We start from the raw sequence: 24,153 nt of genomic DNA on the forward strand, positions 1-24,153 counted from the left end.
CCCCCGATACCCTGCAGAGCGATGGCCCCGGAGAACACCACCATGCCCGTACAGAAAAAAAAGACCCGCTGTCTCACAGGCCTGCTCGTCGTGCTCTGCTGTCTGCCCCTGCTCTCATCCTGTGGCCGGCAGGGCCGTCCTGCAGTCTCCCCCCTTCCCGGTCCGCCAAATCCACAGGCTGTCAACGATCCACCACCGGAACCGGTGGTACTCACCACCCCGGAAACCAGGAAGCATCCCCCCCAGCCCCTGATCAGGATCACGGCCACCAGCACAAAAAAAACAGTTTTCAGGCAGGCAAAGGAACCACCGGCGGAAACAGTGGTGATCGATGGCAGAAGCTATGCAGTGCCCACTGCCTGGCTGGGGCAAAAAATCGAAAAACCAGGCCCTACGCCTGCGGAGCTGGCCCGGGTTCCCACCCATCTCGTCCATGACGGCGGGACCATCTACCTGGCCAAAACTGCCCGCGACGCCCTGGTGACCATGGCAGAAGCGGCCCGGAAGGATGACGTTCTCCTGACCATTGATTCAGGCTATCGCTCCACCTGGTACCAGAAGAAAATCTTCGCCCGCCAGCTGGCAAAAGGCAAAACCTTTGCCGAGATCGCCCGGTTCGTCGCCCCACCCGGCTATTCCGAACACCGGCTCGGCAAGGCAGTGGACTTCAGCCCCAGCAACTGGCGCTTTGCCGACACCCCCCAGTACCAGTGGCTCCGCCAGCATGCCGCCTTCTTCGGCTTCACCGAAACCTACTCGAAAAACAACCCCCGCCACCCCTGGGAGCCCTGGCACTGGCGCTTCAGGAGCCCAACCGAAAATCCCGATCTACGGACAGCGACAGCTCTGCAACGACAAAAAAAAATGCGGAGGGCCGGGAAGACACACCACTCCCAAGAAAGGAGCAAGGATTGAACCGGCAAGTATAGGAACGGCGTTCAGATCGTTGACAGGATCCAGTTTGGTCCACTTCCCTGAGCGGCATGATCTGAAGGTGCTGCACATCCGGCTAAAAAAGCAAAAGCCCGCTATCGGTGACCGATAGCGGGCAGCAAGGATCCAGGCAAATTTTTCGTGTACGAATTTGGCGGAGGGACAGGGATTCGAACCCTGGGTGGGCGTGAACCCACAACGGTTTTCGAGACCGCCCCGTTCAACCACTCCGGCATCCCTCCGCACGCAGACAAAAAGGTACCCTCTCTTGCCTGGAACGTCAAGCCAGAGCTGTCTCATTGACAGCCGGCCCGCATCTGTTTAGAATCAAGGCTTCCCTACCACCACAGGAGAGCCCCAGATGATCATCCTGCAACAGCGTTCTTTTCTTCGATTCCTTTCCCTGGTTCTCGGGCTGATGCTCCTGGCTGGATGCGCTGCCGTGCAGTCCGGCCTGAGCACCCCCAGGGTCAGCCTGGCCGACCTCAGGATCCAGACTGTCCGCCCCCTGGAAACCGTTTTTCTTGTCGAGCTGCGGATCATGAACCCCAATGATTTTCCCCTGAGCATCGCCGGCATCACCTGTGATCTGGAGATCAACGGCCGTCATTTCGCCAGCGGCATCAGTGACGGCCGGATCCGAATTCCCGCCTTTGGCGCGGCAACGGTACCCGTGACCGTGTACGCCTCCATGGTGGATATCTTTTCCTCTGCCTTCAAAGCGCTCCAGGGTGTCAACCGGCACCCATCCGAAGCAAAACCAGTTCGGTATGTGCTGAAGGGCAAAGTGCGACTTGCAGAAAGCCTGAACCTGTCCGTACCTTTCAGCACAGCCGGGGAAATCCCGTTGACCGATACCATGCGCCGTCCCTGATTCGCGCCCGCAACATCAGGCCTGAGGCGGCAAATCAAGTTGACATGCTCCGGCAAGGGCATAACGTTTTAATTATCCGCAATTCCCGATTAACGAAGAACAGCGGTCCACCAAAAGCCGTCTCAATCGTAAAAAAACAAAAGGGAGGGCACGCCATGCTGACAGAGAAACAGGGCCAGATCTTGCTGCGACTGGCCAGACAGACTATCATGGAGCGGCTCGGACTGCCGGTCCGGGATCCGGTGAGTGCGGATGAACTCCGCGATCCGGCCCTGCAGGAAAAACGAGGGGTCTTTGTCACCCTGAACAAACACGGCATGCTGCGGGGCTGTATCGGCAGCCTGGTGGGCTCCGAGCCGATTGCCGCGGGCGTGGAGCGTAATGCCATCAATGCGGCCTTTCATGATCCCCGGTTTCCGCCGGTGACAGCAGATGAAACCGATGAGCTGCAGATCGACATCTCGATCCTCTCCCAGCCCCGGGAACTCGTTTATGACGATGGCAGGGACCTGGTCCGCAAACTGCGGCCCGGCGTGGACGGGGTCATCATCCAGGGCGGGGGAGCCAGTGCCACGTTCCTGCCCCAGGTCTGGGAGCAGCTGCCGGCGCCGGAGCTCTTTCTCGCCCATCTCTGCCGCAAGGCAGGGCTGCCGGATAACGCCTGGATGAGTGGTACACTGACCGTGCTCACCTACCAGGTACAACATTTTGAAGAAAACCGGTAAGTACGGACCGGAACGGATCTGCTTATGAAGGAAATTTTTCTCCCGCCCGAACTCTCGAGGGAGCTGGCTGATATCTATGCTGAAATGCAGGAAGGATATGACGAAGTGGCCCGCCGCGTCACCATGACCTGCACCGGTTGTCCGGACAACTGCTGCGATTCCTGGTTCCAGCACCACACCTACAGCGAGTGGGCCTACCTGTGGGAAGGACTCCGGTCAGTGAACGATGCCCTGCTGGAACGTATCCTCAAACGGGCCGAGGAATACGTCCGGGACAGCAAAAAAATCCTTGCCCGGGGCGAACGTCCTCAGCTCATGTGCCCGCTCAACGAAAACGGGTTGTGCGCCCTGTACGATCACCGGATGCTGATCTGCCGCATGCACGGAATCCCGGCCACCATGACCCGGCCCGACGGGCAGCTCCTGCGCTTTCCGGGATGTTTCCGGTGCCAGGAAATCGTCGAAAAGCGGTATGAGGACGAAAATGCGGCTCCGGCCATGGACCGCACCCCTCTGCTCAGGCGGCTGGCTGCCCTGGAAAACGAGCTGCTCGGCAACCGCCGCCACCTCTACCCCCGGGTCAGGAAAACAATTGCCGAGATGATCGTTGAAGGACCGCCCCGGATTCCCAAGTCCCACTGTGAAAAATAGCCCGGTCTCCCCTGCCAGGCTGTTGAAAAACGTATCGAACGAAGATGAGACAAGGAAAAATGAGGTGAAAAAGCGCAGTGTACGAAAAGTACATGAACATTTTAAGCCGAATTTTGACGCAGTATCATCAAGCGTAGTAGTTTTTCAACGGCCTGCTACACGTGAGGAATGCGCATGCAGTCTCTTGTTGATATCCGAGAAAAACTGATCCACGGCCAGGACCTGGACCGGGAGACAGCCCGGCGCCTTGGCCACAGTCCCGACCCGCAGGACCTCCACCGGGTGGCCGATGATATACGGCGCCACTTCATGGGCAACCGGTTCCATCTCTGCTCCATCATCAACGCCCGCTCTGGTAACTGTTCGGAGGACTGCCGGTTCTGCGCCCAGTCGGCCCGCTACCGGACCGACATCCAGCGCTATGACATGGTCGCCATGGACACGGCAATGGAAATGGCCCTGGACAACGATGCCCACGGCGTGCACCGCATCTCGCTGGTCACCAGCGGCCGAAGCGTCAACACCCCCGTCCTGGACCGGATGGCCATCATCTACCAGGAGATGGCCCGCAGGACCTCCATGGACTTCTGCGCATCCATGGGTCTCCTGGATTCCCCCAGAGCCCGCCGCCTGCGGGAGATGGGTGTAAGCCGCTACCACTGCAACCTGGAAGCGAACCGCGATTTTTTCCCCACTGTCTGCACCACCCACAGCTGGGAGGAAAAGGTAGAAACCCTGCGCCATGCCAGGGAGGCCGGCATGTCGCTGTGCTCCGGCGGTATCATCGGCATGGGTGAAACCATGGATGACCGCATCGAGCTGGCCTTTGAGCTGCGCGAACTGGGGGTCAAGTCCATTCCCATCAACATCCTGACACCCATCGCCGGCACGCCGTTCGCCAACCTTGAGCTCCCGCCTCTTACAGAAATACTGACCACCATCGCCCTGTTCAGGCTGATCAACCCGGACGCGGTCATACGAATGGCCGGCGGCAGACAGCAGCTTGAGAAAGAACAGTACCGATGCTTTACGGCCGGGGCCAACGGCGCCATTGTCGGCAACTACCTCACCACGGCCGGGCCATCGATAAACGACGACCTGGCACACCTTGAAAAACTTGGTTACACGTTCGAAAAACAGGCATCGTGATCCCGATAATCACCTGCCGATGAAAATACTGACCGTTGCCGACCGGGAGACCCCCGAACTCCTGAAAGATCCCGGGCTCACGCGCGGCGTCCGGCTGATCCTCTCCTGCGGCGACCTGGCCCCGGAATACCTGGCCCGGCTCAGGGGATTCACCGGTGCGGACCTCTACTATGTACCCGGCAACCATGATATCCGCTATCAGCAGTCCCCGCCCCAGGGCTGCACGGATCTTTCGGGCAAAATAATCACCACCCACGGTCTGACAATCCTGGGCTTACCCGGCTCGCGCTGGTACAATGGCGGTGTGCATCAGTACCATGAAAGCGAAATGCGCAGCATGATCCGACGCATCTTCATTTCTCCGGCCAATTATTTCACCCGCTGGAGGAAACAGCTCGATATCGTCTTTGCCCATGCGCCGCCCCGGCACATCCACGATGCCGAGGATCTCTGCCACCGGGGCTTTCGCTGCTTCAACGCACTGATAAAAAAATACCGGCCCAGGTACTTTATCCATGGCCACATCCATGCCCTGTTCGGTCATAACGCCGACAGGATAACCGATGCCGGCCCCGGACCCACCCGGGTCATCAACAGTTATGGTTACCATGTCTTCGAAATCGAGCCCCTCCCGCCTGACCAGCCTGCTTGATCGCTTCAAAAAAAGATCAGGATCCGGACAGCTGTCCCGGGAAGCCTGCCAGGGCCCCAAACGGTTCAACGAAGTATGCGAGGCCGAACAGGCCCATGAAAGTGTGGACCGGGGCACCTCCCAGGTCGAAGTGGCGCGCATCGTGGGCACAGTGGGGCGCTACCAGGACTTTGACACCAGCTTCAAACTCAAGGACCGCAGTGGTAATGCCCGCTACCAGGGGATTCTCCGGGCCATGCGCGATGGCAAGCCCATGCCGCCGGTGGCCCTGTACCTGATCAAGGACGAGTACTACATCCTCGACGGCCACCACCGGGTCATGGCTGCCCGGGAACTGGGACGCGACCGGATCAGCGCTCGTATCGTCGAGCTCCTGCCCTCCAGCGAGACCATTGAAAACAAGCTGTACCTGGAAAAGATAGAATTCCGGGACAAGGCCGGACTCATCGATTCCATCCAGCTCACCGAACCGGGCCAGTACCACCACCTGGAAAAGCAGATCTGCCGCCACCAACAGTTTCTCAGCCAGGAAAAAAGTCAGGAATACACATACCGGCAGGCTGCCGCCGACTGGTACCAGACCATTTACCAGCCCCTGGCCGCCCTGATCAAAAAAAGCGGTCTGGCCAAATCCTTTCCAGGCCGAACCGTGGACGACCTTTATCTCTATATCTCGGTCCAGCAATGGGAAAAAGGTGCGTCCCGGCATTACGGTATCGGGGTCGACAAGCTGATTCCCCGTGACATGGAGGCATTCCGAAAAAAAATGGCTGACCTGAAAAAAAACGAATACCCGGACATGAAGTACAGGATCACCTTCTTCGTGCTCCTCAACGTGGACGGCAGACAGGAACGGAGAATCATCGACCGGCTCATGGCCATCGACGAAGTGAGCGAAGTTCACTCGGTACACGGCGCCATTGATCTTATCATCAAGGTAACCCTGGAGCGGGACCTGCTCTCCTCGGATGCGGAACTTATCTCCCAGTTCACCCACACCAATATCCGCACCCTCAAGGGCGTCCACTCCTCCCAGACCCTCATACCTGGATTCTCCAGGATCAAGGGGCAGGACTACCTCCTGTGAGGTTCGCCATTGACGCAAACAACAACCCGCCGGCCGGTAAAAAATGAATCAGGAAGAGCTGTTGGCGTTTGACCGCAACCATATCTGGCACCCCTACACGTCCATGACCGACCCGCTGCCGGTGTACCCGGTCTGCTCGGCATCCGGAGTCCGGCTGCGCCTGGCCGACGGCAGGGAGCTGATCGACGGCATGTCGTCCTGGTGGGCCGCCATCCATGGCTACAGCCACCCGGTGCTTGTCCAGGTCCTCCGGGAGCAGGCCGACAACATGGCTCACGTGATGTTCGGAGGCCTGACCCATGAGCCAGCCGTAGCCCTGAGCGAGCGACTGGTCCGGATCACTCCGCCCCCCCTGGAACGGGTCTTTCTCTGCGACTCCGGCTCGGTAAGCGTGGAAGTGGCCCTCAAGATGGCGCTCCAGTACCAGCATGGCCGCGGCTGCCCGGAAAAACACCGGATGATAACCATCCGCGGCGGCTATCACGGCGACACCTTCCATGCCATGTCGGTCTGCGACCCGGTGACCGGCATGCACACCATCTTTTCCCATGCCCTGCCCCGTCAGCTCTTCGCGCCCCGGCCCATGTGCCGTTTCACCGATCCCTGGGACCAGGAAGACATGGTCGAGACCGTACGCCTGATTGAAAACCACCACCAGGAACTTGCGGCGGTGATCGTCGAACCGGTGGTCCAGGGCGCCGGCGGCATGTGGTTCTACCATCCACAGTATCTCAGGAATCTGCGGGCCCTTTGCGATCAGTTCGGCCTGCTGCTCATTTTCGATGAAATCGCCACCGGCTTTGGCCGAACCGGCAAGCTCTTTGCTCTGGAACACGCGGCCACCGTTCCGGATATCCTCTGCCTCGGCAAGGCCTTAACCGGCGGCACCATGACCCTGGCCGCGACCCTTACCACAGGTGAGGTGGCCGAAACCATCTCCAATGCCAGCCCGGGAGTGTTCATGCACGGCCCCACCTTCATGGGCAATCCCCTGGCCTGCCGGGTAGCCGCAGCCTCCATCGACCTGCTGCTTGACACCCCCTGGGAAGAAAAAATCCAGGCCATGGAAGAACAGATGCAATCCGAGCTGACTCCGGCCGCTGATCTGCCGGGAGTCGCCGATGTCCGGGTACTGGGCGGAATCGGGGTGGTGGAGATGCTGGAGGACGTGGACGTGGCCACCCTCCAGAAGTTGTACGTGAAACATGGGGTCTGGATCCGTCCCTTTGGCCGCCTCATCTACCTTATGCCGCCCTATATCATCGAGCCGGAAGACCTGCGACGCCTGACGACTGCCCTGGTCCGGAGCGTCGAATACCTTCACCTTCGACAAGATGGGTGACCAATGAACCGAGAACTCGTCAACAAAACCGTACTTCTGGCCCTTGTCCTTGCCATCTCCGGCCTCTTTCTCAACATGATCAGCCAGTTCCTGATGCCCATCTTCCTGGCCGGCCTGTTTTCCGCTCTGGCATCCCCCCTGTACCACGGGCTGGAAAGCAGGCTGGGCGGCCGCTCCACCCTGGCCTCCATCCTGACCATCCTCGGTATTGTCTGCCTGATCCTCCTGCCACTGGGAGCCCTGCTCGGAGTAGTGGTCACTCAGGCCATTCACGTCGGCCAGTCTGTGACCCCCTGGGTCCAGTCTTTTCTCCAGGAGCCATCAGAGCTTTCACGCCACCTTGAAAAATTGCCTTATTACCATGAATTTCTGCCCTACCGGGACCTGATTATCCAGAAAGGAGGCGAGCTGGTGGGCCACGTTTCCACCTTTCTCGTCAACTCACTCTCCTCGGCCACCAAACTTACCGTCAATGCGGTGATCATGACCATCATCATGCTCTATGTGATGTTTTACTTCCTTATCGACGGTCACCTGCTTCTGGAAAAAATTCTCTATGCCCTGCCTCTTGAGGACCATGACGAGAAAAGGCTTCTGTTCAGGTTCACTTCAGTGGCCCGGGCCACCATCAAGTCAACCCTGATCATCGGGCTCATCCAGGGCTTTATCTGTGGAATGGGATTTCACTTGGCCGGCATTCAAAGCCCTGTCTTCTGGGGTACTGTCATGGCGGTACTGTCCATCATTCCCGCTGTCGGAACTTCACTGGTCTGGGTCCCGGCACTCCTTTTTAAAATGCTTGCCGGAGATTGGACCGGTGTTGTGATCCTGACGCTGATCTGTGGAGTTTTTTCCGGAAACATCGACAACCTCATCAGGCCGCGGCTGGTTGGCAAAGATACTGAGATGCATGACCTCATGGTCCTGTTCGGCACCCTGGGCGGAATCGCAATGTTTGGCCTGCTGGGCATTATCATCGGCCCGATCATTTCCGCTCTTTTTGTCACCATCTGGGAAATCTACGCCGAATCGTTCAAGGATTATCTTCCTGAAGTGAAATCCTTTATCGGTAGTCGAAAAAAAGACAACGACAACAAATAAGGCGCGCCCCAACGCTGCACCGAGCGACCCGACAGTTGTGGTTGCATATCGTGGCTTAATAAACGCAGTCAAACTGTGCCACCCATCCTGCCTCTATTTTTTTTCTAAACATTTTTCTCCACCCAGCCGATAAATCGATACGATACGGTCCGTCACGGAGGATGGACCCCCGAAATGCAACACGTACGTATTTTCATTTATTGACCAGGGAGGGTCTGCCATGATCATTTCCGATTCCACAGTTTTCCTTTCCAGTTCACACGCAACCGAACAGCAAACCAGAAAAAAAGAATCTCTGCTCTATTGGGAAAACGCCCAAAAGCCCAAGGAAGTACAGGGGAATGACCTGAACCACAAACTGGAAAGTTCGGCCTCAAAAATGGCCGGAGGAGACATCCAGGTAAATATCTCGGACAAAGCAAGGGAGATGGTCGTGGAACAGGGTCAGGCGGAACCCCTGGAAGAAGACGAGCTGGTTATGTTTGAACTCAAAAACCAGCTTCTCAAGGCCCTTATCGAGCAGCTTACCGGACGGAAGATCGAAATTCTCCAGCCCGGCGACCTGACCGGTCAGGCCAGCCCGGACGGAGAAGCTTCCGCTCTCCAGGCGGAACAGGTCAGCCCGGCCCCTGAGAATCCTCCCCGCCAGGGGTGGGGCCTGGAGTATCGGTACGTCCAGTCTTACTATGAATATGAATCCACCAGTTTCACGGCTTCAGGGAGTATCAGGACCGCGGACGGACAGGACATAAGTTTTGATTTGAGTCTCAGCATGACCCGGGAGTTTTATACCGAACAGACACTTTCCATCCTGGCTGGGGACGCTCTCACAGATCCCCTGGTAATCAACTTCAAGGGCACGGCCGCGGAGCTGACCCAAACCAGTTTCAAATTTGACCTGGACCTGGACGGCCACGAAGACCAACTCCGGTTTGTCGGGCCGGACTCCGGTTTTCTTGCCCTGGACAGAAACAATGACGGAAAAATAAACGACGGCAGCGAGCTCTTCGGCCCCCGGACCGGCGATGGTTTCGCCGAGTTGAAAACCTATGACGAGGACCGCAATAACTGGATCGACGAAAATGACGGTATTTACTCCAGGTTGCGCATCTGGTCCCGGACCACGACCGGCGAACGCCAGCTCTTTGCCCTGGGAGCAAAAAACATCGGCGCCATATATCTTGGCAATGTCTCGACGCCGTTTACCATGAAGGATGAAAACAATGCCACCCTCGCCCAGGTCAGAAATTCAAGCATCTTCATGGCCAACAACGGCCAGGTGGGAACCGTCCAGCAACTGGATATGAAAGTCTGAGAACAGGCCCGAAGCGCCAGCCACGGACGGGGAGCGAAGAACGGCCTGGCTCCAGGGCCCCGGAACCAGGCAAAGGGCCCACCGACGTGAACAGAAAACAAAAACGCCCGGGCGTACCTTCCGCCCGGGCGTTTCCATGTTCAGCGTCTGCCGGAAGATGCTACTGGCTGAGCTGTTTAAAATTTTCGTCCGTTATTTCCGGGACACCGAAGTTCTTGAAAACCACCCGGCCACTTTTGTCTGTGACGATAATGGTCGGCACGCCCTGTACCCCGTATTGTCTCGAAATCGTCCCCGGCTTGTCAAAGAGTACCGGGTATTTCATTTTGGTGGATTCCATGAAGGCCCGGGCCCGTTCCGGGGAATCGTTGAATCCCACGTTTATCCCGAGAAAATACATCCCCCGGCTCCCGTATCTCTCCTGAAGTTCGTTGATCCTGGGCACTTCCCGTTTGCAGTTCGGACACCAGGAGGCCCAGAAGACCATCATGATCGGCTTCCTGCCGATAACCTGGCCCAGATCCACCTGGCGGCCGTTCATATCTGTGCCTGTGAAGGGCACAATGGTGTCGCCCACCTTGATCGCTCCGCTCGCCGTCAGTGGCAAAAGCAGAAAGAAAAATGAAAGAAAAAGAAAAGATATGGATCGTCTCATCATCCGGTCCTCCGTCAGAAAAAAAATATTTTGATTGCCACCGATGATGATCATCACAAAACAACAGACATTCTGGTGTCTGCGTCATCATCTCAAAGAAACATCATGCCGGCCTGGATAAGGAAATACTCGGCCAGGCCGATCATGACAAAGCCCATCACTTTCTTGATCGTCACCATCCAGGTCCCGGAACGGGGAATACTGGCCAGTACTCCGGAAAAAGTCCCTACCACCAGCAAAATGGCACCCATTCCAAAGGAGAAGACAAAGAGCAGCGAGGCGCCGAGGACCATGTTGCCGGTGGTGGCCACGTATGCCAACAGGGCTCCAAGTACCGGCGCGGTGCAGGGCCCGGCGACCAGGCCGGAAGCCATACCGACAGCGAATACCCCGGGAGCACCTTTCATCTTCGTGGTGACCCTGGGCGCAAAGGTCGGCAACTGAAAGACATCGAGCATGCCAAGACCCAGAAACAGAATAATGTTGCCGACCAGGAAAAAGGTCCAGGGACTGGTATTGATGGTGCCAAAGAACCTGCCGGTGGCAGCGGCAAAGAGGCCAAGAGCGGCATAGGTACAGGCCATGCCCGCAACATAAGCCATGGAAAGCAGGAACCCGCGCCCCCTGGAACCACCCACATTTGCATTGCCGATTACCCCCGCGGTGATGGGAATCATCGGGTAGACACAGGGAGTCAGGCTGGCAAGCAGGCCACCACCATAGGCCGCCACAAACGCAAGCAGCATGGACCCCTGCAGGTAACTGTCTATCTGATTAAGAAACTGTTCCATAAAATCCTGTAACAGGCTCTTGAAAAACGTGATGAACGAAGATGAGACAAGAAAAAATGAGCCGAATTTGGACGCAGTATCATCAAGAGTAGAGGTTTTTCAACGGCCTGGTAAGCACACTCCAGGTTGCATGAAGAATCACCAGAAACCTGTCCACCACCCCGGGTATCGGTCCACCTTTCGCCCGGACAAACGCCCTTCAAACATATGATCATGTACTCATATGCTAACACCATCAGCAGAAATTACAACGTCCTTTTAGCACCACGTGGTTCCAATTGCCCCGCAAAATCCTTGACAATCCACGACAACCCCCTGTTTTCAAACACTTTCTTTCCTGCCCGAACTACTCTCTTTTTCCGATCTTGCCAGGCACGACAGGGAAAACGCAATCAAGCACACTACAGTGCGAGCACCGATAAAACCCTGTGCAACACATTGACAACCAGGGCTGTTGTGTCAATTGTCTTTTCCGAGGGCTACTGCTTCCCTGAATCTTTGCAGATGGAAACTTCTCCTGTCTTCGACACGCTGCCGGACATGCGGGCAAACGGAGACAGCGAAGAGGCCCATTGATTACCGTATCTCCTGCAATCGTAAATGACACAGCGAAAGGGGTGAAAGGCAGCATCACGGATTCAGGCACTCGGCAATAGGGGCCAGCTCGACAACGGCTCCTTTTATCAAAAGAAACAGGAGGTATTGAAAATGGCAAACATTGATATCAAGAAAGTGATCATCCCGGTCGATTTTTCAAGTGCCACCGGAAAGGTGGTCGACTATGCCACCAGCGTGGCGGAGATGCTGGACGCCCATGTAATTTTTTTCCATGTGGTCAATGACTTCAAGGGATATGAGATGATGCTGGTCCATCCCTCTTTCAACCGGATGATCGAAGACCTGAAGAAGGAGAGCAAGGCAAAGATCGAGGCCCTGGTGGAAGATCACAAGGACCTCAAAAAAGGAGCGGAAGGCAGGGTCGCGGTCGGTGATGCGGTGGAGGAGATCATCGCCCTGGCCGAAGCGGAAAAGGCCGACATGATCATCATCGGTACCCATGGCGCCAGGGGACTGGAGAAAATCCTCATGGGCAGCACCGCGGAAAAAGTGGTGAAGAAAGCCCCGTGCCCGGTTCTTACATTCAACCCTTTTAAGTAATCCCGGGAAAATCCGCTGACCCAGCCCGAGGTTCACCATGAAAATCACCGTTTGCGGCCGTCAGGGGCGGATCGCAGCCGGGAATTTTCATGCTGAACCATCCGGGTTGGAGTATTTCTCCCTTTGCCCTCTTTTCCCTTTATTTTCGAATTCCTACTTTGGCGCGTACTTGTAGAGTTTCCTCTGCAGGGTCCGGCGATGTATGCCAAGTTTCTTGGCTGCGCAGCTGATATTACCGTTGCAGTCCGCCAGGACCCGCTGGATGTGCTCCCACTCCACCCTGGCCAGGGATGGCGGCAGGATATCTTCCGGCGGGGTTTCCAGCTCCACTCCGCTCTCTCCGGAAAAGGCTTTCAGTACTTCATCGATATCAGCTGGTTTTGCAAGATAAGACACCGCGCCGAGCCGAATGGCTTCGGTGGCTGTGGCAATGGATCCGTAGCCGGTCAGGACAACGATTTTCAGTTCCGGAAGCCTGGACAATGCGTCCCGGACCAGAAGGAGCCCGTTTTTACCCGGCATCTTCAAATCGATCACGGCCATGGTCGGCTCCTCCCGGTCGAGCAGCTCCATGGCCTCGTCGTAACAGGAGGCCGTACAGGTAGCATAGCCCCGTCGGACAAAGGCCCGGTTTAACCGGTCCCGGAAAAAATCCTCGTCGTCAACCAGTAAAACTTTTTCCATCAGTCCAGCTCCGATCTATAAAAGTATTTTTGATGATACACACCAGAAAGTTTGCGCCCTTGAGGATGCCGGCAATACAAACAGCCATGGTGCGGCATCCATCCGCAAAGCAGGCAGTGAATACAGATAGATGTCATTTACGGATCTTATCCAGGGCCAGGGTCAGCACCACCCGGGTTCCCTTCCCTTCAAGCGGCTCTATCGTCAGGCCACCGCCGAATTGTTCAGCCATGCTCCTGGCGAGAAAGAGCCCTAACCCCAGGCCAGAATCCTTGGTGGTAAAGAAAGGTTCCGTAACCAGGGAAGCCATCTGGTTGCCGATCCCGACCCCCTGATCCCGGACCTCGACCCCGAGATGCCTGGCCGTGGTGAACCAGGAGATGGTCACCGTCCGGGAGGATGACGAGGCCTCAAGGCCATTTTTCACCAATCCTTTCACGGTCCGGCACAGGGAACGGAAGGGCATCTTGATCGTCATGTTTTCCGGTTCGATGGTCACCTCCAGCCGCTCCCTTTGCTCTGCCGTCAGTTCACCAAGAATCTGCCGCACAGCCTGCTCTATGGTAAACTCACGGATTTCTTCCCCCAGGTGCTCTCCAGCCCCGGCCGCCATCTGGTAGAGGATCTCTTTGCAGTCGGCCACCTGCCTTCTGATCAGCCTTGCATCTTCGAGCAGTTCGTCATTCTCCCCCAGTTCTTCCAGGGCATGGATCATTTCACACGACACCACGGCCACCGTACTCAAAGGAGTGGAAAGTTCGTGGGCCGCCCCGGCGGCAAAAGTCGCCAGAGAGGCCAGGCGCTCATTGCGCTCACGCTCCTTTTCCAGCGCCTGGAGTTCGATCCGGTGCCGGGTGAGGGCCTTTTGGATTTTGCTGACAAAAAAGACGATAAACAGTGAGGTGACAATGAAGGCTCCCCCCATCCCCTTGAGGTGTAACTGAAAAGAACCGATCAAACCGTCTATGCTCTGAATGCCGGCGGAATGATCCATGTTGCGGGAATCTGCCAGGGCGGTGATAAACGGAGAGGGAAAATAGAAAAGAAGGCTGTAACAAAAAAGTGTGGTGGCGGTGATGAGCCAGGAACATCGTTCTCGAAGGATCATCGCGCCGGTCACTATATGAATCAGGTAAAGGAAAACAAAAGGATTTATGGCGCCGCCGGTCATGTAGAGAAAGCCGGTCAACAGCAGGGTGTCCAGCAGGAGAAGGACGAGTATCATCAGGTTCGATACCTGGTAGTTCCGGTAATGACGGTAATGAAGATAAAGGTTGGAAATGACCTTGAACAGGATTATGGCCGAAACCGGCAGAACAGGAACAGGCAGCCCCATCACCACCCATACCGCTATGATCAGGATTATCTGGCACAGAACTTCGCCCCAGCGCAAAACCAGTAACCAGGGCAGGGCCACATCCACCTGTTCCATGTCAACGTGACGAAATGGCGATCGGAGTCGGGAAAAAAACATAGACCTTCTCTCGGCTGTATTACATGTGCTGCAAAACAGTCCACCGAACAAAAGACCGGCAAACATGATCATGTGACTGCGACAACTTGCCACAGCTTTCATAATAAACAGAAAAACAAACAGTTAGAGCAAGCGACATCTCTAAACAAAAAAAATAGTACCATAATTTTCATTAGATGCGACAATATGCCACATTGTGCGGCCGAGAACTATGCGATATTGTGTCTCCGTAATGAAAGGTACAAGAGGGGATCTGCCCCGGGCCTGTCCCGGTCAGTTCCACAAAAAAGCACCAGCTCGTGGAGGAGGAATAATATGGAAAAACCGGATAAAAACTGCCAGAGCCTTTCCCGTCGTCAGATGATGATTGGAACCGCAGGAGTCATTGCCGCCGGAACCGCCCTTACCCAACTCGAAGGCCTGTTCAACTCAGCACAGGCAAAAGGCGGGCCCACTGAAAAATGGCCCTGGCCCTACGAAAAACTCGATCCGGCCAAAACCGCTGAAATCTGCTACAATGAATGGTACCGTGTTTTCTGCGGCTGTGCAGTAATCAACTCTGTGTTCAGCCAGCTTCGCGAAAAAATCGGCGAGCCCTATACCTCGTTTCCAGTTGACGCTTTTGTCTTCCTTGAAGGTGGTCAGGTAGGATGGGGTACCATCTGTGGCTCTCCGGCCGGGGCCAATATCGTTGCCAACCTTATCATCGGGCCCAGGATCGCCGGTTCACCGGTAGGTCACCAGATCTCGGCCGATATCATGCAGTGGTACTCCGAAGCTGACATGCCGGTATTCACCCCGGCCAAACCGCGACTCACGAAGAAGCTGGTCAAGACCGTCAGTGATTCACCACTGTGTCATATCTCTGTCGGCAAATGGATGAAGGCCTCTGGTTATCCACTCAAGAGCGCCGAGAGGAAAGACCGTTGTGCCAGGGTAGCTGCCAGCACCGCCTACCGCCTGGTGGAACTGCTCAACGACTGGAAGGACGGTAAATACGAGGAAACTTCAGACTTCTCCGCTCCGTCCGAGTTCGGCATCACCGGCCAGTATAACTGTGACGAGTGCCACACTGAAGTTCCGACCCCACCGATGCCGAAAAGTTGATACATCCCTCAACAAAAGGTTTTTTTAAGGGGGATCCCATTCCATCGCCGCGACCCAACTGTCGTGGATAACAGAACCGGCCGCCAGGCGGTTCGGGACACCAAAGTAAAACCCTGTCCAAAAGGGTTGTTCTTGCCGGAAACCATATCTACCGGAGAGAACAACCCTTTTTTGCTGCAGTCCACTGCTCCAAAGTAAAAAGCTTCACAACGTAGTAGCTTCCAAACGGCTTTCTCGTTGCAAAAATATCAAATACTCATTGACTTCCGAGCCCAAATCCATTATTAGTTTCTTTTTATTTTACAGACTTATCCCTCCCATGCTTAACCCTGCGTTTATACGCAGTCATCCTGCTGCTTCCTACAATATAGTACCAGTTTTCCAGAGAGTTGCACTTGGAATCATTCTTTTGTCAAATAATCAGGTTTTTTGTCATCACCGGGATTTTCCTGCTCATCGCCGCCCTGTTTCCCATCCAGCGGTTGATCCGGCAGCTCCCCGACGGAGCAAACCTCAAGCCCAAGTGGCAGGTTCTAAACGGCCTGATCATCTTTTTCATAATCGGCTACGCCGCCTACACCATCGCAAACTGGCACAAAGAAATACATATCGCCGACCTGGTCGTGCCGATACTCTTTTTCGGCGGCTCCGTTTTTGTCCTTCTTGTCGGCAGACTGGCCTATCAGACCGCCTCGGACATGAAGAGAATGGCCCTGCTGGAATGCGAAAACATTACCGATCCTCTGATGGACATCCACAACCGCCGCCACATGGACCGAATCCTGGCTAAAGAGATCAAACGGGCCCACCGGCATGGCTCCAACCTGTCGGTCCTGCTGCTTGATGTGGATTTTTTTAAAAAGATTAATGATAATTACGGGCACAGCACTGGAGATCTTGTCCTCAAGCAACTGGGCCAAATAATCCTTGACGAGGTGCGGGAAACAGATATCGTCGCCCGCTACGGCGGCGAGGAAATCGCAATCATCTTTCCCGAAACATCCCTGCCCCAAGCCATGTCACTGGCCGAAAGGATTCGGCGCCGTGTTGCCAGGGCCGACTTTGCCCCACCCGATATTCACAGCGATCGCGAGATATCCCTGACCATCAGCATCGGGGTCGCCAGCCTTGACAGTGAAACCACCAGTGTTTCATATCTTCTGGAAAAAGCCGACAAAGCCCTTTATGCCGCCAAGCAGGCCGGGCGCAACCGGGTGGTGGCCTGGCAGGAATTCATGGGCCCCTTGCCGCCGAACCCCTGAAGCAGGGGCGCGCACCTGTCCACAGATTTCCAACTCCTTCTCCGTACAGCAAAACTCTATCCTCTGGTAGTCACAAAAATATTGCCGATCAATATATAATAAAAAGATAAATCGATGGCCATCCTGATACAGTAAGAAGACATTTTTGCAGCAAACCGGACAAAACTGATCCCCCTCCCGATACCGAGCCCGCCCTGTCCCGCTGACGCGGAAACGAAACATCTCCCTTCGACACATCCGGTCACCCGGGGAACCGGTCTGGTATTGGTCTCCTGTAACCCAGACTTCGTGCCGAGAAAAAGAGCAGCCACACTGGACAGGCACGCATTTTGCGAAATCATATGCAGAGGTAACCGGACAAAGAGTACAGATATTCGCTGCCGGAACCGGTAACCCAGACCTGCCACGTACTGTCAACAAGCGTATCGCTGGAAACAGCAAAAGGAATCAGCCATGAAAAAATCTATTCCTGTCGTGCTCATCACCATCTGGATAGTCTCTGTTGTCCTGACCCCCGGACTGGTCGGGGCTGCCACTGTCCGCCTGGCTGCGGCCGCCAGCATGACCGATGCGGTCCGGGAACTGATACAGGCATTTGTCGCCGTTCATCCTGGGGCCTCCGTCCAGCCCAACTTTGCCTCATCCGGCTCCCTGGCCAAACAGATTTTCCATGGCGCGCCGGTGGATATCTACATCTCGGCCAATGAGCGCTGGATGAACTGGCTCGTCGAAAAGAGGGCCATCGATCCCGGGACGGCTCGAACCCTGGCTCATAATACGCTGGTTTTTATCGGTCCCTTGGCCTCCGGGATCCGGACCATGCAGGACCTTACCTCCCTTGTCCGTATTGGTATCGGCAGTCCCAAAAGTGTTCCGGCCGGCCAGTATGCAGCCCAGGCCATGAAAAATGCCGGAATCTTCGGGCAGCTCCTGGAGAACCAGCGCCTGGTGATGGCCAAAGATGTCCGTCAGGCCCTGCTCTACGCCGACCGGGGAGAGGTGGACGGCGCCTTTGTCTACCGGACAGATGCCCCTCTGGCCAGGAAAAGCACGGTTCTCTTCACCGTCCCGCCGGAACTCCACGATTCCATAGCCTATACCCTTGGCCTGACCCCTGAAGGAAAACAAAATCCTGAGGCTCTGGCCTTCTACAGCTTTGTAACCAGCCCGGCGGCAGACGGAATCCTGAAAAAATACGGTTTCACCCTGCCGGGAGGAAATCAGAGATGACCCTGGCCCTCACCCCCGCGGACATCCAGGCCATCGTTCTGTCGCTCAAGGTGGCCACCGCTGCCACCGTCCTGGCCCTGCCCTTTGGCTTCGCCGCGGCCTACCTCCTGGTCTTTGGCCGCATTCCCGGACGAGCCCTGCTCGAAGGCCTGGTCAACCTGCCGCTGGTTCTGCCGCCGGTGGTCATCGGATATCTGTTACTTCTGCTCTTTGGCCAGTCCGGGGCGCTTGGTGCCCTGCTCCGGTTCCTGGATATCCGTATCATCTTTACCCTCAAGGGGGCGGTCATCGCCTCCACAGTAGTCGGCTTCCCACTCATGGTCCGTTCAATCCGTATCGGCATGGAGTCCATTGACGAGCAGTATCTCCAGGCGGCCCGGACCCTGGGCGCCCGTTGGTGGGATGGCCTGTTCACCATCGTCGTCCCCCTTTCCAGCCGCGCCATTGTTGCCGGCATGACCCTGATGTTCGCCCGCAGCCTTGGCGAGTTCGGGGCCACCATCATCCTGGCCGGCAACATCCCCGGGGTCACCCAGACCATTCCCCTGGCCATCTACGAATACACCAACACCCCGGGTGGAGACTCCATGGCCCTGTCGCTTTGCCTGGTTTCCATCGGCCTCTCTTTTCTGGTCCTCCTGGCCAGCGAGGCCTCGGCCAGGTCGCTGAAAAAGAGGTGAGCCTATGCAACTTGACGTGAATGTAACAAAGCAGGTCGGCGACTTTACCCTGAACGCCGACTTTACCCTGTCTCGGCAGCGATGCGGCATATTCGGCCCCTCAGGCAGTGGCAAATCCACCCTCATGCACATCCTGGCGGGCCTTCTCCGCCCGGACCGCGGTCGAATTAACCTGGACGGGACAGTGCTTTTTGACCATGATCACAAAATCCACCTGCCGCCCCAGAAAAGGCGTATCGGGGTCGTGTTCCAACATGCTCTTCTCTTTCCCCACATGAACGTGCGTCGAAACCTGCTCTATGGCTGGCGCCGCACTTCGATGGAACAGCGACGAATCACACCCGAGGCCATCATAGAGGTCCTCAACCTGAAACCGCTGCTGGAACGACGGCCAAACACTCTCTCGGGCGGAGAACGCCAACGGGTGGCCCTGGGCCGCACAGTGCTCTCATGCCCCCGACTGCTGCTCATGGACGAGCCACTTACCGGCCTGGATCAGCAGTTGAAATTTCAGATCATCCCCTACCTGAGAAAGGTTCTGGATGAATTCCGGATCCCCCTGCTCTTCATCAGCCACAGCCTGCAGGAGGTCCGCCTGATGACCGATGAAGTACTGGTCTTTGACAGGGGCGGCGTCCAAAAGTCCGTACCCACTGAAGAGCTCGCCAGGAGGTACCTGGTCTCCGGCCACCGTGGATATGTCAATCTGCTTCACCTCAAAAACCCCCGGCCCCATGGCGACCTGTTTCGCTACAGTTGGGGCGGAACCGAGCTGATTCTCACCGAGCCGGGCGGCGAAGACGATAACCTCTTTGAACTGGGCGCCAGAGACATCACCCTTTTTAAACAGAACCCAGTGGCCACGAGTGCCCGCAACCTGCTCTCCTGCAGAGTCAAGGATGTGTTTGGCGATGGTAATCGGGTCGGAGTGGAGCTGGCAGTAAACGGTGGCCGGTTGATCTCGCAGATCGTTCCGGAATCGGTTCATGAACTGGACATTACCCCGGGACGCGAAATCGTTGCCGTGATCAAGGCCTCTGCCTTTCGCAAACTCTACTGACCATGTCAAATCCCCTGATCAGTCTGTGGGCTGAGAGGAGAGAAGCTGTCTCTTCCGGCCTGACGCCAAGCAGGGAAACAAACATGAAAAAATCCTTGACAGTAATAATGGTACTCATTATTATTATCCTGCGCTTTGCAGTGAGGCCGGCGGACACAGCTTCTTTGTCACAGGGTGCTTCCGGGCCGGCCACATCGCATAACGGTACAAAATAAAAAATAAAAACTTGTCAGGAAAAAGGAGAAAAATCCATGAAAAAACTTATTGCTGCCGGGGTATTGGCCATCGGACTTTCCGGTGTGGCCTGGGCCGGAGCCGGACTTATGAAACAGGCTCAGGAAAATTTCCGTCCCATCCCTTTTGGTATTCCGGAGATCGAAGGCAACCCGATCACCACTGAAAAAATCGAGCTGGGCAAAATGCTCTACTTTGAGCCCCGCCTTTCCAAATCCGGTCTGGTGAGCTGCAACTTCTGCCATAACGTCGGCATGGGCGGTGATGACTTCCAGGAGACCGCTACCGGACACGGCTGGCAGAAAGGCCCGCGCAACTCGCCCACGGTCCTCAACGCGGTCTATAACATGGCCCAGTTCTGGGACGGACGGGCAAAGGACCTGAAGGAACAGGCCAAGGGGCCGGTCCAGGCCTCGGTGGAAATGAACAACACCCCGGAAGGCGCTATCAAGACCCTCAAATCCATGCCCGAATACATAGATATGTTCAAGAAGGCCTTTCCCGACGACAAGGATCCGGTCACCTTTGACAACATGGCCGCGGCCATCGAGGCCTTCGAGGCCACCCTGACCACCCCGGACTCCCGTTTTGACAAATACCTGCGTGGCGAAGAATCTGCCTTGAACCAGGATGAAAAGAAGGGTCTGTCGCTGTACATGGAAAAGGGGTGCGTGGACTGCCACGGCGGCCTGAACATGGGTGGCGAGGACTACTTTACTTTCGGAGTAGTCGAAAAAGTCTCAGACGACATTCTCGGTGGCGACAAGGGCCGGGCCAAGATCACCGCTGTGGTCGAGGACGAGTACGTGTTCAAGGCCCCTACCCTGCGCAACATCGAGCTGACCCCGCCCTATTTCCATTCCGGCAAGGTCTGGTCACTGGAAGAGGCTGTCGGGCTGATGAGCTCGGCCCAGCTGGGTACCGAACTCAACGATAACGAGGTCAGGCTGATCACCACCTTCCTCAAGACCACCACCGGCCGCCAGCCGCAGGTGGAATACCCGATCCTGCCGGCATCCACCGATGCTACGCCCAGGCCTGTGCTTGACTGACCTGGGCGACAGGCCCAACCGGCGCTACGAAAATGATACGCAGGGGGAGCAGCCATCTGGCTGGTCCCCCTGTCTGTTTTCATTCTCTCACATCCATCCCGAACCACGAACTCCTTGACAGATCCAGCCCTGTCGCGGTATGGCCAGAAACAAACTGTAACAGCATAAAACAAAAATATCAGTCACAAGGAGTACGACATGCCCGTCACCCTGCCGATGACCAATGGCCGGGAAATCACCCTGCAGCCATCCAAGATCATAGCCCTGGGCCTCAACTACCTGGAGCATATCAGGGAAAGCCAGTCCGTGAATGTCCAGAACTTCACCGACGCCATTCCCGAGGAACCGGTGCTCTTTCCCAAAACCCCCAACGTCCTCATCGGCCCCGACCAGCCCATCATTCTTCCATCCCTGCTGCAAGAGTACGGCTTCAAAGACTGCCGCACCGACTACGAGGGCGAGCTGGCCATCATCATCCGCGACCGAATCAAAAACATCTCTGAAGATGAAGCCTTACACCATGTTCTGGGCTTCACCTGTTTCAACGATGTCAGCCAGCGCAACTTCCAGCGCAGTGACAAGTCCGGCTGGTTCCGCGGCAAGTCGCTCGACACCTTTGGTCCCATTGGCCCCAGAATCGTCCCCCTGGAAGAAATCGACGATCCACAGAACCTCCGCATCCAGACCCGGCTCAACGGCAAGGTGGTCCAGGACTCCAATACATGCAACATGATTTTCAAGTTGCCGGCCATCATCAGCTTCATCTCCAAAAACTTCACCATGGAGCCGGGCGATATCATCATCACCGGCACTCCCAGCGGGGTCGGGCCAATCCGGGCAGGAGACGTGGTTGAAGTGGAGATCGAGAAGATCGGTATCCTGAAAAATCCTGTCCAGGAAGAATAACAAGGACAGAGACCCGGTCCCTGAAACCCTCTGCCGCAATCGGGCTCACCGAAACACACCCCCTTCCAGCCACAGGACTAACCACCTGAAACCACAGATAAATAAACCATAACACGTGATCGAGAATCAGATCAAAGCGTACCTGTTGACCTCGCTGGTCGTCACCTTCTGGGCCACTGCGGCCTCGGCCTTCAAGATCGCCCTGCGGTACGTGACACCGTATTCCCTGCTTCTGTACTCGACCCTCTTCTCCACCCTGGCCCTGCTTGGCATCATGGTATGGCAGGGACGGCTTGGCAATCTCAAAGCTGTTCGGGGGAAAAATCTTGCCGAGTCGGCACTGCTCGGGTTCCTGAACCCTTTCTTGTACTACGTGGTCCTGTTCAAGGCCTACGCCATTCTTCCAGGCCAGATTGCCATGTCCCTCAACTACGGCTGGCCCCTGGTGCTGACCATCCTCTCGGTGCCTATTCTCCGCCAGCACCTGAATCGAAGCCAGCTGCTGGCCATTATTGTCAGTTTCCTTGGCGCGGTAATCATCGCCACTCGCGGAGAGTTCACCAGTTTCGGTAATGTCAGCCAGACTGGTGTATTGCTGGCCGGGGGCAGCACCGTAGTCTGGGCGACATTCTGGCTTTTCAACGCCAGAGACGGGCTGGACCCGGTGAGCAAACTGTTTACCGGTTTTTGCTTCGGTCTCTTCTACACCGCCCTATTCAGCCCTCTGGCCGGCACCATAGACCTGCCCCCCTCCCGGGCCTGGCTGCCGATCATCTACATCGGCCTCTTTGAAATGGGAATAACCTTCGCCCTCTGGCTTACAGCCATGCAACTCACCACCACGGCAGCAAAAATAACCAACCTGATCTACATAACCCCGTTTTTCTCCCTGGTCATCCTCAACCTGGTCGTGGGCGAAAGGATCTATTCTGCCACCTTCATCGGCCTGTTCCTGATCGTCGGCTCGATCATCTTCCAGAACATGCAGACAAGAAAACAATCCCTATAGGCTGCTCTCCTTCCCCGACAGCAGACATCTATACAATATTCTAATAATATTTTTGACCATGCAACAGAGGACGGACAGAGAAGCGTACCGCGAGATTTCGAAAAGACCATCTATACAGCGCTGCTGTTCTTTCTTGATTTAAAGAATTTCACATGATAAAAAATTAATGATATAATTCAGTAACGAAGGATCACCACTAAAACAATTCGTCCTGAAAGATTCTGAATGAACGATTTTTCAGAATCAAGAAAGCTGCTGCTCTAACCACCACCAACCTCACAAAAAGGAGCCTTGCCATGACCGAATCAATCAAAAAACTGACCTTCTTAACCAGTATTGTCTCACTTTTTCTCGCAATATCCCTAACCAGTGCCCTTGCCGCCAACCGGCAGGGAAAAGACGAGTTCTATAAGTACTTTGCCCTGGTCCTTGATCTGGAATATTGCTGGAGCGGATCTTCCTGCGGCCATGCAGACATGTACCTGACCCTGGACGGAAATTTTACCATTCCTGAGTCTGGAGATAATGGTATATGGATGTACAATCGGGCAGACAAGAGCGTTGAGTTCATATTCAACAGCGGTTGCATGCCATCATATTGGGGCCAAAAGACTGCTCCCCGCACCTGGAGCGGAACAATGGCATGCATGGATGATTCCGGAGATGGAACCTGGACTGCTGTATTTAAAGGGATCGAAAGAACCTATTACCCAACCAAGGAGCTGTACAGCGGATCTGCATCTGAACCTCCGGCAAATTGATCAATTTTTTCCGAACTGGCCAGACAGACTCGTAAAAAATCCATCACTCTTTCCCTAACAACGGTTATCGAACCTGCAGCGCTCCAGGAAAGACACGTTCCTGGAGCGCTGCTCCCGCCACATTATCCTGTTTTCGCTGCACAATATACCTGCTTAACCCTCTGTTTCAATCCACGCCCCCGCGTGGGGGGGGCGACTCCGGTACCTGGGCAAGGACATCGGCCAGCAGAATGTTTCAATCCACGCCCCCGCGTGGGGGGC

Annotated in this window: 24 protein-coding genes and 1 tRNA gene; 20 read left to right on the plus strand and 5 right to left on the minus strand. The window is 55.8% G+C overall.

The features are described from left to right. Positions 1 to 42 precede the first annotated feature (42 nt). On the plus strand, positions 43 to 915 hold the full coding sequence (locus tag ACXJJY_RS05190) for a M15 family metallopeptidase (RefSeq protein WP_456385702.1): 873 nt from the start codon (positions 43 to 45) through the stop codon (positions 913 to 915). 170 nt (positions 916 to 1,085) lie between these two features. Here the strand turns inward: ACXJJY_RS05190 and ACXJJY_RS05195 are convergent. Then, a tRNA-Ser gene (locus ACXJJY_RS05195) sits at positions 1,086 to 1,175 on the minus strand. Between the two features lie 119 nt (positions 1,176 to 1,294). On the opposite strand from ACXJJY_RS05195, the gene ACXJJY_RS05200 reads away from it, so the two are divergent. The 9 genes from ACXJJY_RS05200 to ACXJJY_RS05240 all read left to right on the plus strand — a co-directional run bounded on the left by ACXJJY_RS05200 (position 1,295) and on the right by ACXJJY_RS05240 (position 9,829). Continuing rightward, the gene (locus ACXJJY_RS05200; RefSeq protein WP_456385704.1) at positions 1,295 to 1,807 is read left to right on the plus strand and encodes an LEA/WHy family protein; all 513 of its coding nucleotides are present in this window, start codon (positions 1,295 to 1,297) and stop codon (positions 1,805 to 1,807) included. A gap of 155 nt (positions 1,808 to 1,962) precedes the next feature. Then, complete coding sequence (gene amrA, locus ACXJJY_RS05205) at positions 1,963 to 2,532, plus strand: AmmeMemoRadiSam system protein A (protein WP_456385706.1); 570 nt, start codon at positions 1,963 to 1,965, stop codon at positions 2,530 to 2,532. A 24-nt stretch (positions 2,533 to 2,556) separates the two neighbouring features. Beyond that, the gene (locus tag ACXJJY_RS05210; protein WP_456385708.1) at positions 2,557 to 3,183 is read left to right on the plus strand and encodes a hypothetical protein; all 627 of its coding nucleotides are present in this window, start codon (positions 2,557 to 2,559) and stop codon (positions 3,181 to 3,183) included. A gap of 174 nt (positions 3,184 to 3,357) precedes the next feature. Beyond that, the gene (gene bioB / locus ACXJJY_RS05215) at positions 3,358 to 4,332 is read left to right on the plus strand and encodes a biotin synthase BioB (protein WP_456385710.1); all 975 of its coding nucleotides are present in this window, start codon (positions 3,358 to 3,360) and stop codon (positions 4,330 to 4,332) included. Between the two features lie 19 nt (positions 4,333 to 4,351). Next, a complete protein-coding gene (locus ACXJJY_RS05220) occupies positions 4,352 to 4,984 on the plus strand; it encodes a metallophosphoesterase family protein (protein WP_456385712.1) in 633 nt (210 codons plus the stop codon). Continuing rightward, the gene (locus tag ACXJJY_RS05225; protein WP_456385714.1) at positions 4,941 to 6,071 is read left to right on the plus strand and encodes an Lrp/AsnC ligand binding domain-containing protein; all 1,131 of its coding nucleotides are present in this window, start codon (positions 4,941 to 4,943) and stop codon (positions 6,069 to 6,071) included. The genes ACXJJY_RS05220 and ACXJJY_RS05225 overlap by 44 nt, the downstream gene beginning before the upstream one ends. A 43-nt stretch (positions 6,072 to 6,114) precedes the next feature. Further along, positions 6,115 to 7,413, plus strand: a complete 1,299-nt coding sequence (bioA, locus tag ACXJJY_RS05230; protein ID WP_456385716.1) for an adenosylmethionine--8-amino-7-oxononanoate transaminase — start codon at positions 6,115 to 6,117, stop codon at positions 7,411 to 7,413. Between the two features lie 3 nt (positions 7,414 to 7,416). Further along, entirely contained in the window at positions 7,417 to 8,514 is a 1,098-nt protein-coding gene (locus ACXJJY_RS05235) for an AI-2E family transporter (RefSeq protein ID WP_456385718.1), read from the plus strand. A 220-nt stretch (positions 8,515 to 8,734) separates the two neighbouring features. Next, positions 8,735 to 9,829: an SPM autocatalytic domain-containing protein gene (locus ACXJJY_RS05240; protein ID WP_456385720.1), complete on the plus strand. Its 1,095-nt coding sequence runs from the start codon at positions 8,735 to 8,737 to the stop codon at positions 9,827 to 9,829. A gap of 160 nt (positions 9,830 to 9,989) precedes the next feature. Here ACXJJY_RS05240 and ACXJJY_RS05245 read toward each other — a convergent pair whose 3' ends face one another. Then, complete coding sequence (locus tag ACXJJY_RS05245; RefSeq protein WP_456385722.1) at positions 9,990 to 10,487, minus strand: TlpA family protein disulfide reductase; 498 nt, start codon at positions 10,485 to 10,487, stop codon at positions 9,990 to 9,992. 89 nt (positions 10,488 to 10,576) lie between these two features. Beyond that, the gene (locus ACXJJY_RS05250) at positions 10,577 to 11,275 is read right to left on the minus strand and encodes a cytochrome c biogenesis protein CcdA (RefSeq protein ID WP_456385724.1); all 699 of its coding nucleotides are present in this window, start codon (positions 11,273 to 11,275) and stop codon (positions 10,577 to 10,579) included. 708 nt (positions 11,276 to 11,983) lie between these two features. On the opposite strand from ACXJJY_RS05250, the gene ACXJJY_RS05255 reads away from it, so the two are divergent. Next, positions 11,984 to 12,433: a universal stress protein gene (locus ACXJJY_RS05255; protein ID WP_456385726.1), complete on the plus strand. Its 450-nt coding sequence runs from the start codon at positions 11,984 to 11,986 to the stop codon at positions 12,431 to 12,433. Between the two features lie 153 nt (positions 12,434 to 12,586). On the opposite strand, the gene ACXJJY_RS05260 is transcribed toward ACXJJY_RS05255, so the two are convergent. Together ACXJJY_RS05260 and ACXJJY_RS05265 are read right to left on the minus strand one after the other, a co-directional pair. Then, positions 12,587 to 13,117 (minus strand): response regulator transcription factor, encoded by a 531-nt coding sequence (locus ACXJJY_RS05260; protein WP_456385728.1) that lies wholly within the window; start codon positions 13,115 to 13,117, stop codon positions 12,587 to 12,589. A gap of 133 nt (positions 13,118 to 13,250) precedes the next feature. After that, positions 13,251 to 14,591, minus strand: a complete 1,341-nt coding sequence (locus ACXJJY_RS05265) for an ATP-binding protein (RefSeq protein WP_456385730.1) — start codon at positions 14,589 to 14,591, stop codon at positions 13,251 to 13,253. A gap of 315 nt (positions 14,592 to 14,906) precedes the next feature. Here ACXJJY_RS05265 and ACXJJY_RS05270 point away from each other — a divergent pair, with 315 nt between their 5' ends. The 9 genes from ACXJJY_RS05270 to ACXJJY_RS05310 all read left to right on the plus strand — a co-directional run bounded on the left by ACXJJY_RS05270 (position 14,907) and on the right by ACXJJY_RS05310 (position 23,892). Beyond that, positions 14,907 to 15,698 (plus strand): C-GCAxxG-C-C family (seleno)protein, encoded by a 792-nt coding sequence (locus ACXJJY_RS05270; protein WP_456385732.1) that lies wholly within the window; start codon positions 14,907 to 14,909, stop codon positions 15,696 to 15,698. 395 nt (positions 15,699 to 16,093) lie between these two features. Then, a complete protein-coding gene (locus tag ACXJJY_RS05275; RefSeq protein ID WP_456385734.1) occupies positions 16,094 to 16,960 on the plus strand; it encodes a GGDEF domain-containing protein in 867 nt (288 codons plus the stop codon). Positions 16,961 to 17,413: 453 nt separating this feature from the next. Continuing rightward, complete coding sequence (gene modA / locus ACXJJY_RS05280) at positions 17,414 to 18,190, plus strand: molybdate ABC transporter substrate-binding protein (protein WP_456385736.1); 777 nt, start codon at positions 17,414 to 17,416, stop codon at positions 18,188 to 18,190. Continuing rightward, positions 18,187 to 18,870, plus strand: coding sequence for a molybdate ABC transporter permease subunit (gene modB, locus ACXJJY_RS05285; protein WP_456385738.1), 684 nt, complete (start codon positions 18,187 to 18,189; stop codon positions 18,868 to 18,870). Before modA ends, modB begins: the two co-directional genes overlap by 4 nt. Positions 18,871 to 18,874: 4 nt before the next feature. After that, positions 18,875 to 19,930 (plus strand): molybdenum ABC transporter ATP-binding protein, encoded by a 1,056-nt coding sequence (gene modC / locus ACXJJY_RS05290; RefSeq protein ID WP_456385740.1) that lies wholly within the window; start codon positions 18,875 to 18,877, stop codon positions 19,928 to 19,930. A gap of 251 nt (positions 19,931 to 20,181) precedes the next feature. Beyond that, a complete protein-coding gene (locus ACXJJY_RS05295) occupies positions 20,182 to 21,216 on the plus strand; it encodes a cytochrome-c peroxidase (RefSeq protein ID WP_456385742.1) in 1,035 nt (344 codons plus the stop codon). Positions 21,217 to 21,414: 198 nt separating this feature from the next. After that, the gene (locus tag ACXJJY_RS05300; protein WP_456385744.1) at positions 21,415 to 22,122 is read left to right on the plus strand and encodes a fumarylacetoacetate hydrolase family protein; all 708 of its coding nucleotides are present in this window, start codon (positions 21,415 to 21,417) and stop codon (positions 22,120 to 22,122) included. A 115-nt stretch (positions 22,123 to 22,237) separates the two neighbouring features. After that, positions 22,238 to 23,131, plus strand: coding sequence for a DMT family transporter (locus tag ACXJJY_RS05305; RefSeq protein ID WP_456385746.1), 894 nt, complete (start codon positions 22,238 to 22,240; stop codon positions 23,129 to 23,131). A gap of 296 nt (positions 23,132 to 23,427) precedes the next feature. Continuing rightward, positions 23,428 to 23,892, plus strand: coding sequence for a hypothetical protein (locus tag ACXJJY_RS05310; RefSeq protein ID WP_456385748.1), 465 nt, complete (start codon positions 23,428 to 23,430; stop codon positions 23,890 to 23,892). Positions 23,893 to 24,153 lie beyond the last annotated feature (261 nt).

The organism is Desulfolithobacter sp. (genome assembly GCF_054025815.1).

Bases quoted from the DNA above. Each gene is read 5' to 3' on its own strand.
- ACXJJY_RS05310 (WP_456385748.1), top strand. From the start codon at position 23,428: ATGACCGAATCAATCAAAAAACTGACCTTCTTAACCAGTATTGTCTCA.
- ACXJJY_RS05235 (WP_456385718.1), top strand. From the start codon at position 7,417: ATGAACCGAGAACTCGTCAACAAAACCGTACTTCTGGCCCTTGTCCTT.
- ACXJJY_RS05295 (WP_456385742.1), top strand. From the start codon at position 20,182: ATGAAAAAACTTATTGCTGCCGGGGTATTGGCCATCGGACTTTCCGGT.
- ACXJJY_RS05220 (WP_456385712.1), top strand. From the start codon at position 4,352: ATGAAAATACTGACCGTTGCCGACCGGGAGACCCCCGAACTCCTGAAA.
- bioB (WP_456385710.1), top strand. From the start codon at position 3,358: ATGCAGTCTCTTGTTGATATCCGAGAAAAACTGATCCACGGCCAGGAC.
- ACXJJY_RS05265 (WP_456385730.1), bottom strand. From the start codon at position 14,591: ATGTTTTTTTCCCGACTCCGATCGCCATTTCGTCACGTTGACATGGAA.
- ACXJJY_RS05250 (WP_456385724.1), bottom strand. From the start codon at position 11,275: ATGGAACAGTTTCTTAATCAGATAGACAGTTACCTGCAGGGGTCCATG.
- ACXJJY_RS05300 (WP_456385744.1), top strand. From the start codon at position 21,415: ATGCCCGTCACCCTGCCGATGACCAATGGCCGGGAAATCACCCTGCAG.
- modB (WP_456385738.1), top strand. From the start codon at position 18,187: ATGACCCTGGCCCTCACCCCCGCGGACATCCAGGCCATCGTTCTGTCG.
- ACXJJY_RS05210 (WP_456385708.1), top strand. From the start codon at position 2,557: ATGAAGGAAATTTTTCTCCCGCCCGAACTCTCGAGGGAGCTGGCTGAT.
- ACXJJY_RS05225 (WP_456385714.1), top strand. From the start codon at position 4,941: ATGTCTTCGAAATCGAGCCCCTCCCGCCTGACCAGCCTGCTTGATCGC.
- ACXJJY_RS05270 (WP_456385732.1), top strand. From the start codon at position 14,907: ATGGAAAAACCGGATAAAAACTGCCAGAGCCTTTCCCGTCGTCAGATG.
- ACXJJY_RS05200 (WP_456385704.1), top strand. From the start codon at position 1,295: ATGATCATCCTGCAACAGCGTTCTTTTCTTCGATTCCTTTCCCTGGTT.
- modA (WP_456385736.1), top strand. From the start codon at position 17,414: ATGAAAAAATCTATTCCTGTCGTGCTCATCACCATCTGGATAGTCTCT.
- bioA (WP_456385716.1), top strand. From the start codon at position 6,115: ATGAATCAGGAAGAGCTGTTGGCGTTTGACCGCAACCATATCTGGCAC.
- ACXJJY_RS05260 (WP_456385728.1), bottom strand. From the start codon at position 13,117: ATGGAAAAAGTTTTACTGGTTGACGACGAGGATTTTTTCCGGGACCGG.
- ACXJJY_RS05240 (WP_456385720.1), top strand. From the start codon at position 8,735: ATGATCATTTCCGATTCCACAGTTTTCCTTTCCAGTTCACACGCAACC.
- amrA (WP_456385706.1), top strand. From the start codon at position 1,963: ATGCTGACAGAGAAACAGGGCCAGATCTTGCTGCGACTGGCCAGACAG.
- modC (WP_456385740.1), top strand. From the start codon at position 18,875: ATGCAACTTGACGTGAATGTAACAAAGCAGGTCGGCGACTTTACCCTG.
- ACXJJY_RS05255 (WP_456385726.1), top strand. From the start codon at position 11,984: ATGGCAAACATTGATATCAAGAAAGTGATCATCCCGGTCGATTTTTCA.
- ACXJJY_RS05245 (WP_456385722.1), bottom strand. From the start codon at position 10,487: ATGATGAGACGATCCATATCTTTTCTTTTTCTTTCATTTTTCTTTCTG.
- ACXJJY_RS05190 (WP_456385702.1), top strand. From the start codon at position 43: ATGCCCGTACAGAAAAAAAAGACCCGCTGTCTCACAGGCCTGCTCGTC.